The organism is Pseudomonas sp. GD04158 (assembly GCF_029834875.1).
GTDB classification, from domain to species: Bacteria; Pseudomonadota; Gammaproteobacteria; order Pseudomonadales; family Pseudomonadaceae; genus Aquipseudomonas; species Aquipseudomonas hydrolytica.
In genome coordinates, this window is sequence record NZ_JAODYT010000003.1 from 144,477 (window position 1) to 151,647 (window position 7,171).

The 7,171-nt window shown below is 65.1% G+C and carries 6 protein-coding genes; 5 read left to right on the forward strand and 1 reads right to left on the reverse strand.

Annotated features, from left to right (window positions below):
- Window positions 1-6: 6 nt before the first annotated feature.
- Both N7333_RS02500 and N7333_RS02505 read left to right on the forward strand, forming a co-directional pair.
- Entirely contained in the window at window positions 7-1,170 is a 1,164-nt protein-coding gene (locus N7333_RS02500) for an acyl-CoA dehydrogenase family protein (protein WP_096826167.1), read from the forward strand.
- Window positions 1,171-1,241: 71 nt separating this feature from the next.
- A complete protein-coding gene (locus N7333_RS02505) occupies window positions 1,242-2,543 on the forward strand; it encodes an MFS transporter (RefSeq protein WP_129482073.1) in 1,302 nt (433 codons plus the stop codon).
- On the opposite strand, the gene N7333_RS02510 is transcribed toward N7333_RS02505, so the two are convergent.
- Window positions 2,507-3,475 (reverse strand): LysR family transcriptional regulator, encoded by a 969-nt coding sequence (locus N7333_RS02510; protein WP_003247003.1) that lies wholly within the window; start codon window positions 3,473-3,475, stop codon window positions 2,507-2,509. The genes N7333_RS02505 and N7333_RS02510 overlap by 37 nt on opposite strands.
- A 257-nt stretch (window positions 3,476-3,732) precedes the next feature.
- Here N7333_RS02510 and N7333_RS02515 point away from each other — a divergent pair, with 257 nt between their 5' ends.
- The 3 genes from N7333_RS02515 to N7333_RS02525 form a co-directional block, all read left to right on the forward strand.
- A complete protein-coding gene (locus N7333_RS02515; RefSeq protein ID WP_129482072.1) occupies window positions 3,733-5,514 on the forward strand; it encodes a DUF1302 domain-containing protein in 1,782 nt (593 codons plus the stop codon).
- Window positions 5,515-5,526: 12 nt separating this feature from the next.
- Entirely contained in the window at window positions 5,527-6,894 is a 1,368-nt protein-coding gene (locus N7333_RS02520) for a DUF1329 domain-containing protein (RefSeq protein WP_129482071.1), read from the forward strand.
- Window positions 6,895-6,914: 20 nt separating this feature from the next.
- A partial coding sequence (locus N7333_RS02525; protein WP_279858382.1) for a DUF202 domain-containing protein occupies window positions 6,915-7,171 on the forward strand: 257 nt, incomplete at its 3' end.

Below are 7,171 nucleotides of genomic sequence, written 5' to 3' on the forward strand. Positions count from 1 at the left end.
ACGGACATGATCAAGCCAAGTGAAAAAGCCGCTCGCCTGATCGAGGGCATCAACGCCTTCGTTCGCGACGAACTCGACCCGCTCGCCAAGCGCGAAGGCATCGTCTGGGGCGAGCCGGTGGCCAGGTCGCTGCTACGCGATATCTGGAGCCGCTCCTGCGAGCTGGGTTTCTACAACGCCATGCTGCCGCAGGCCCTGGGCGGCGCCGGCCTGGGCGTCGCCGACCTGTGCGCGCTCAAGGAAGCGGCGGTGCTCACTGGCTCGCCGCTGGCACCGCACATCCTCGGAGAGCTGTCCGGTCCACCACGGGTCGGCCACCTGTTCAAGGTCGCCAACCAGTATCAGGTGGAAACCTTCCTGGGGCCGATCTGCCGCGCCGAGAAGGCGGTGTGCTTCGCTCTCACCGAGGCCGAGGCCGGCTCGGACGCCACCGCCATCGGCACCGAGGCGCGCCTGGAGGGCGAGCACTACGTGCTCAATGGCGCCAAGCGCTACATCTCCGGCGCGCCCTATGCCGACCTCGCCGTGCTGCTCGCGGTCACCGGCCCGGGCCGCGGCCCGCAAGGCATCTCGGCGTTCTTCATCGACCTGCACGCCGAGGGCGTGAGCATCGACAGCGACTATTCGGTGATGTCCGGCGGCGGCGCGCATGGCAACATCCTGCTCAAGGACGTGCGCGTGCCGGTGGCGAACCGCATCGGCGAAGAAGGCGCCGGCTTCAAACTGGCCATGGGGCGTATCACCCTCAATCGCCTGCTGCATTGCCCGACCATGCTCGGCATGGCCGGCCTGGCGCTGAACCTGTCGCTGGACTATGCGCGCACGCGCAAGCAGTTCGGCCAGCCGATCGCCATGTTCCAGTCGATCAACCATATGCTCGCCGACATGGCCACCGAGCTGTACGCCGCGCGCAGCATGATGTACGCCACGGCAGCGCACAACGACGCCGGCGGCGACATCAAGGTGCAGGCGCCGATGTGCAAGCTGTACGCCTCGGAAACCGCCTTCCGCATCGCTGACAGAGCGGTGCAGATCCATGGCGGCGCCGGCCTGATCAAGGGCCATCCGGTCGAGTGGATATTCCGCGCGAGCCGAATGATGCGCATCCTGACAGGCACCAGCGAGATTCAGCGCAACACCATCGCCAAGGGCATCCTGATGCCCGGCTAGGGCGCAGGACAGGCCCGCCCCCCACGCGGGGCGGGCTTTTTTTCATAAGAACAAGATCAGAGAATTTCCCCATGACACTGCAAGCCCCTGCCTTCAGTCCTCGCAAAGCCTGGACTATCGCCTTCCTGCTGGCCTTCATGATGCTGGTCAACTTCCTCGACAAGGTGGTGATCGGCCTGGTAGCCGTGCCGATGACCCAGGAACTGGGCCTGAGCCCGACCGAGTTCGGCCTGATCGGCGGCGCCCTGCACTGGTTCTTCGCCATTTCGGCGGTGATTGGCGGCTTTCTCGCCAACCGTCGGCCAACCCGTACCCTGCTGCTGGGCATGGGCCTGTTCTGGTCGCTGATCCAGTTGCCCATGCTGTTCGCCAGCTCGCTGTGGATGATCGTCGCCTGCCGGGTGCTGCTCGGCATCGGCGAAGGTCCCGCCTCGCCGGTGGCCACACACGCGCTGTACAAGTGGTTCCCCAACGACCGCCGCAGCCTGCCGGTGGCCCTGCTGCACTCCGGCAGCGCCATGGGCCTGCTGGTGGCCGGCGCGATGATTCCCTGGATCAGCCTGAACTACGGATGGCGGGTCAACTTCGCGGTACTGGCGGCCATCGGCGCGGTGTGGTGCGTGCTGTGGCTGCGCTTCGGTCGTGAAGGCAGCCTCGACAGCCTGCGCGCCGGCCAGCTGATGCCGGATACGGAGCGCCTGCCCTATCGCCGACTGCTCAGCGACGGCAGCGTGCTGGGCAACTACATCTGCCACTTCGCCGCCAACTGGTCGCTGGCGCTCACCCTGACCTGGGTGCCCAGCTACCTGGAGATCGGCCTGGGTATCGACCCGCTGAAGACCGGGCATATCTTCGTCATGTTCGTGGTGGTGACCACCCCGCTCAGTCTGTTCATGGCCTGGCTGTCACAGCGTCTGATGCGCAGCGGCTACTCGTCGCGCGTGGCGCGCGGCGCGTTCGTTTCGCTGTGCCTGATTGCCAGCGGCCTGCTGTCGGCCTCGCTGATGCTTACCGAGCTGTCGGTCGCCACCCGTATCGCCTGCCTGACGCTGAGCGGCGGCCTGGCCCTGGTGATGTACTCGGTAGGCCCGGCGATGCTGGGCGAATTCACCCCCAGCAGCCAGCGCGGCGGCATCCTCGCCATTGGCAATGCGGTGGCCTCGCTGGCCGGTCTGTCAGCGCCGGTAATCACCGGCATGCTGGTGCAGGGCGCCGGCGCCGCGCATCCGCTGGGCTATGCCCAGGGCTTTCTGGTGTGCGGCGGTGTGCTGGTGGTCGCCGGCCTGATCGGTCTGGTGAGCATGAATCCGCAGCGCTCGCGAGAGCGCCTGGGGTCTCAGGAAGTCGCGTCCGCCGCCTGCTCACGGGCCTGATCCGCCTCTGCGCTGCGCTCGATCAGGCTGCCGCGCCAGCGGCCGTCGCTGACCATTTCCAACAGCAGCCCGCGCACCAGATCACGCATGCAGGACGCCGCGAACGACAACGGCCGGTGCGCGGAATGGGCGATGGAGACGGTGCGGGTGATGCGCGGCTCGACGATCAGCCGCGCCGCCGTGGATTCGAACAGCTCCGCCAGCGGCGGCCAGTTGCAGATGGTCGCAGCCAGGCCATGCCGCACCAGGCTGGCGATACCCGGCGCGGACTGCTGTTCGAATACCACATTGAGCGTCACTCCCGCCTCCATCGCCGCCTGCTCGATGCGGCGGCGCAAGTGCAGCGCCTTGGGCGCCATCACCAGGCGGGTGCTCGCCGCCTGAGCCAGGCTGATTGGCGTACCACTCTCGGCGCTCGAACCCGGCCCGACCCAGTACAGATCCTCGGTAAAGATCGGCTCGGCAATCACGTGCTCGAGCTCCTCGGCGTTGGGCAGCACACCGAAATCCACCTTGCCCAGCTCGATGGACTGGCCACCCTCGCGCGTCAGCCCATCGCAGATGGTCAGATTGATGGAAGGAAACTTGTCCTCGGCACGGCGAATGATCTCCGGCAGCAGCAATGCCGAAACCGTCGCCGGAATCGAGATGGACACATGCCCGATGGGATTGCCGCGCGTCGAGGCCAGTTCGTCCTTCACCGAATCGAGCTTCTGCACCACCGAACGTGACACCTCATACAGCCTTCGCCCGGCATCGGTCAGTGCCACGCCGTCATGCTGACGCTCCAGCAGCTGCATCTCCAGTTCGCTCTCCAGCAGGCTGATCTGCCGGCTCAGGGCGGGCTGGGCGACATAGGCGCGGCGGGCGGCAGCGGAAAAACTGCCGGCCTCGGCAATGGCGATGAGGTAGCGAAGCTGTTTGAGGGTCATGCGGTTCTCTCTGGCTATGCCGAAGCGTTATGGCAACTATCCGAAGACACTATTTGTCGGCTTTTTCTGGCGCACCTAGTATCGCCGAAACACTGAAACCCAGGGAGTGCAAATATCCGAAGTTGGCGCATAAGTCCATGAGTATTTGCGCATCATTGAATGCCTGCCGAACTAAGAAATGCCGCGCTTATTGCCTCGCAACTTATCAGCACATTCGCCATTAAATTCTCACTCGACAACAAAGAGGATAATGAGTGATGAGATTAAACGTGCGGACTTTAAATAAGTCCCCCTATCTTTTATTGCCACTGAGTTGCCTGATCGGCTCGGCAACGGCGGCGAACTTCCAGTTCGGCGAGTTCGAAGGCCAGCTGGATTCCTCACTGTCGATCGGCACCAGCATCGCCACGTCCAATCCGGCCCCCAAGCTGATGCGCAGCGCCAGCGGCGACGACGGTCGACGCAACTTCGGCGCTGGCGACGCCTTTTCCGGACTGTTCAAGGGCACCCACGACCTGGAACTGCGCCATGGCGACTTCGGCGCCTTCCTGCGCGGCAGCTACTGGTACGACTATGTGCTGCGTGATCGCGAACAGCCCTTCAAGGACGTGGTCGACAACAACCGCAAGCGCTCGGCGAAATCGGCCGGCGCAGAGCTGCTGGACGCCTTCGTCTACTACAACTATGCCCTCGCCGATCAACCCGGCTCCGCACGTCTGGGCAAGCAGGTGGTCAACTGGGGCGAGAGCACCTTCATCCAGGGTGGCCTCAACACGGTCAACCCCTACAACCTGTCGGCATTGCGCCGGCCGGGTGCCGAGGTCAAGGAAGGCCTGGTACCGGTGAACATGTTCTATCTGTCGCAGAACCTCAGCGAAGCGCTTTCCGGCGACTTCTTCTACCAGCTGGACTGGGAACAGACCCAGCTCGACAACTGCGGCACCTTCTTTTCCAGCAGCGACTTCCTGGCCGATGGCTGCGACGGTCTGGACGTCGGCGCGGTGCTCACCGGCAATCCTGCGGCAGTTGCAGCGCTGGCCCCCTTCGAGGTCAATCTCACCGACGAGGGCATCCGCATTCCGCGCGCCAAGGATCAGGACGCACGCAACGGCGGGCAATGGGGCCTGTCGCTGCGCTGGTTCGCCGCCGAACTGGATACGGAGTTCGGTGCCTTCGTCGCCAACTACCACAGCCGCCTGCCCTACATGGGCACCATCAGCAGCCCCTACTACAACAGCACGGTGTTCGGCCCAACACTCAACGGCGCCCTGCGCCTCGGCACCTCTCAGTACGTGGTGCAGTACCCTGAAGACATCCGTCTGTACGGCCTTACCTTCGCCACCAACCTGTCCACCGGGACGGCGCTGCAGGGCGAGATCAGCTACCGGCCGAACATGCCGATCCAGCTCAACGGCACCGATATCATCCAGTCGCTGCTCAATGCCCCGGCGCGCTCGCCGCTGGTGGCACAGGGCATCCGCCCCAACGCACCTAACACGCTGTTCAATGGCTACCGGCGCAAGGAGGTGACCCAGGCCCAGGTCACGGCCACCCACTCCTTCAGCCAGGTGATGGGTGCCGATCAACTGGTGCTGGTCGGCGAACTCGGCGGCACCTGGGTCGGCGATCTGGAAGGCAAGTTCGGCCCGCGCTACGGGCGCAACGGCACCTTCGGCAACGGCATCCTCGCCAGTGGCGCCTGCGCGTCCATCTCGCAGACACCCGAGCACTGCAACGACGAAGGTTTCCTCACGCCATTCTCCTGGGGTTACCGGGTACGTGCCACCTGGAGCTATGCCAACGCCGTCGCCGGCATCGACCTGCGTCCCAGTCTGTCCTGGCAGCACGATGTCGACGGCAACGGTCCCGGCGAAGGCTCGGCTTTCAGCGAAGGCTCAAGGGCCATCAGCGTCGGCCTCGATGCCACGCTGAACAACACCTACAACGCCAGCCTGGCGTACACCAACTACATGGATGGTGACTACGGCACCCGTGGCGATCGCGACTTCGTCTCGATCAGCCTGGGCGTCAATTTCTAAGCGGAGTCCCTCATGAACAATACCCAGAACCTGCTGCGCGGTGGCGCGCTACTGTGCTCCCTGCTGCTGACCGCTTCGGCCCAGGCGGCCGTGAGCACCGAACAGGCCGCGCAACTGCAAACCACCCTGACCCCCATCGGCGCCGAGCGCGCCGCCAGCGCCGACGGCCGCATTCCCGCCTGGGACGGCGGCCTCAAGACTCAGCCGGCCTTGCAGAGCAACGGCATACCAAGCGATCCATTCGCGGACGAAAAGCCGCTGCTGACCATCGATGCGAGCAACTACACGCAATACCAGGACCAGCTCAGCCCCGGTCAGATCGCCCTGCTCAAGCGCTTTCCCGACAGCTACCGCCTGCCGGTCTACCCCACCCACCGCAGCGTGGCGGTATCCGACGCCGTGGCCCAGGCCGCTGCAGGCAATGCCGTCAACGCCAGGCTCAGCAACAACGGCAACGGCGTACAGGGCTTCGCCGGCGTGGTGGCCTTCCCCATTCCGCAGAACGGTCTGGAAGTGCTGTGGAACCACATCACGCGCAACCGCAACCCCAGCTTCAGCCTGATCAGCGACAGTGCGGCGCCGCAGAAGGATGGTTCCTACACCATCATGACCACCCAGCAGTACTTCACCCGCGGTGAGGCGGTGCAGGGCCAGACGCCTGAGCAGGCACGCAACGTCCTCTATTACTACAGCCACAAGCTCACCGCCCCTGCGCGCATGGTCGGCGAGGTGGTGCTGGTGCACGAAACCCTCGACCAGGTGGCCGAACCGCGTCTGTCCTGGGTCTACAGCGCCGGTCAGCGCCGCGTGCGGCGTGCGCCGAGCGTGGCCTACGACAGCGCTGGGCCGACCACCGCCGGGCTGCGTACCGCCGATGGTCGCGACATGTTCAACGGCGCCCCTGATCGCTACGACTGGCAACTGGTCGGCAAGAAGACGCTCTACGTGCCCTACAACAGCTATCGCCTGGCTTCGCCCGAACGCAGCTACAAGGAGCTGATCCTGCCCGGCCACGTCAATCCCGAGGCCACCCGCTACGAGCTGCACCGGGTCTGGGAAGTGGTCGCCACGCTCAAGCCGGGCATGCGTCATATCTACAGCAAGCGCCACTACTTCATCGACGAGGATACCTGGGCGATTCTCGCCGCCGACCACTACGACAACCGCGGCGAACTCTGGCGTGTCGGCGAGGCACACAGCTTCTACCACCCGGCAGGCCAGGCGTCGGCCCTCGCCATGGAGGTGACCTACGACCTCAACAATGGCCGTTACCTGGCCTCGGGGCTGCTCAACGAACAGCGCCAGCCGTTCGACTTCAGCTACCGCGCCAGCATCTCCGACTACTCACCGGGCGCCCTGCGCAGCAAGGGGCTGCGCTGATCCCATACCAAGGGTATTTCATGAGCACTCCCGAGCCCTATCCACCACGCAAGCCGCTCTCCCAGTCCCTGCTGGGAGGCGAGGAGCCGGACCCGCGCTTCACCCTGGCCAATGAACGTACCTTCCTGGCCTGGATCCGTACCGCGCTGGCCCTGCTCGGCGGCGGCATTGCCGTCGAGACCTTCGCTGGCGACGCCCTCGGGCCACAGCTGCGGCTGATCGTCACCCTCACCCTGCTGGCCCTGAGCATCCTGGTCAGCGTCGGCGCCTGCCAGCG

Bases quoted from the DNA above. Each gene is read 5' to 3' on its own strand.
- N7333_RS02500 (WP_096826167.1), top strand. From the start codon at position 7: ATGATCAAGCCAAGTGAAAAAGCCGCTCGCCTGATCGAGGGCATCAAC.
- N7333_RS02505 (WP_129482073.1), top strand. From the start codon at position 1,242: ATGACACTGCAAGCCCCTGCCTTCAGTCCTCGCAAAGCCTGGACTATC.
- N7333_RS02510 (WP_003247003.1), bottom strand. From the start codon at position 3,475: ATGACCCTCAAACAGCTTCGCTACCTCATCGCCATTGCCGAGGCCGGC.
- N7333_RS02515 (WP_129482072.1), top strand. From the start codon at position 3,733: ATGAGATTAAACGTGCGGACTTTAAATAAGTCCCCCTATCTTTTATTG.
- N7333_RS02520 (WP_129482071.1), top strand. From the start codon at position 5,527: ATGAACAATACCCAGAACCTGCTGCGCGGTGGCGCGCTACTGTGCTCC.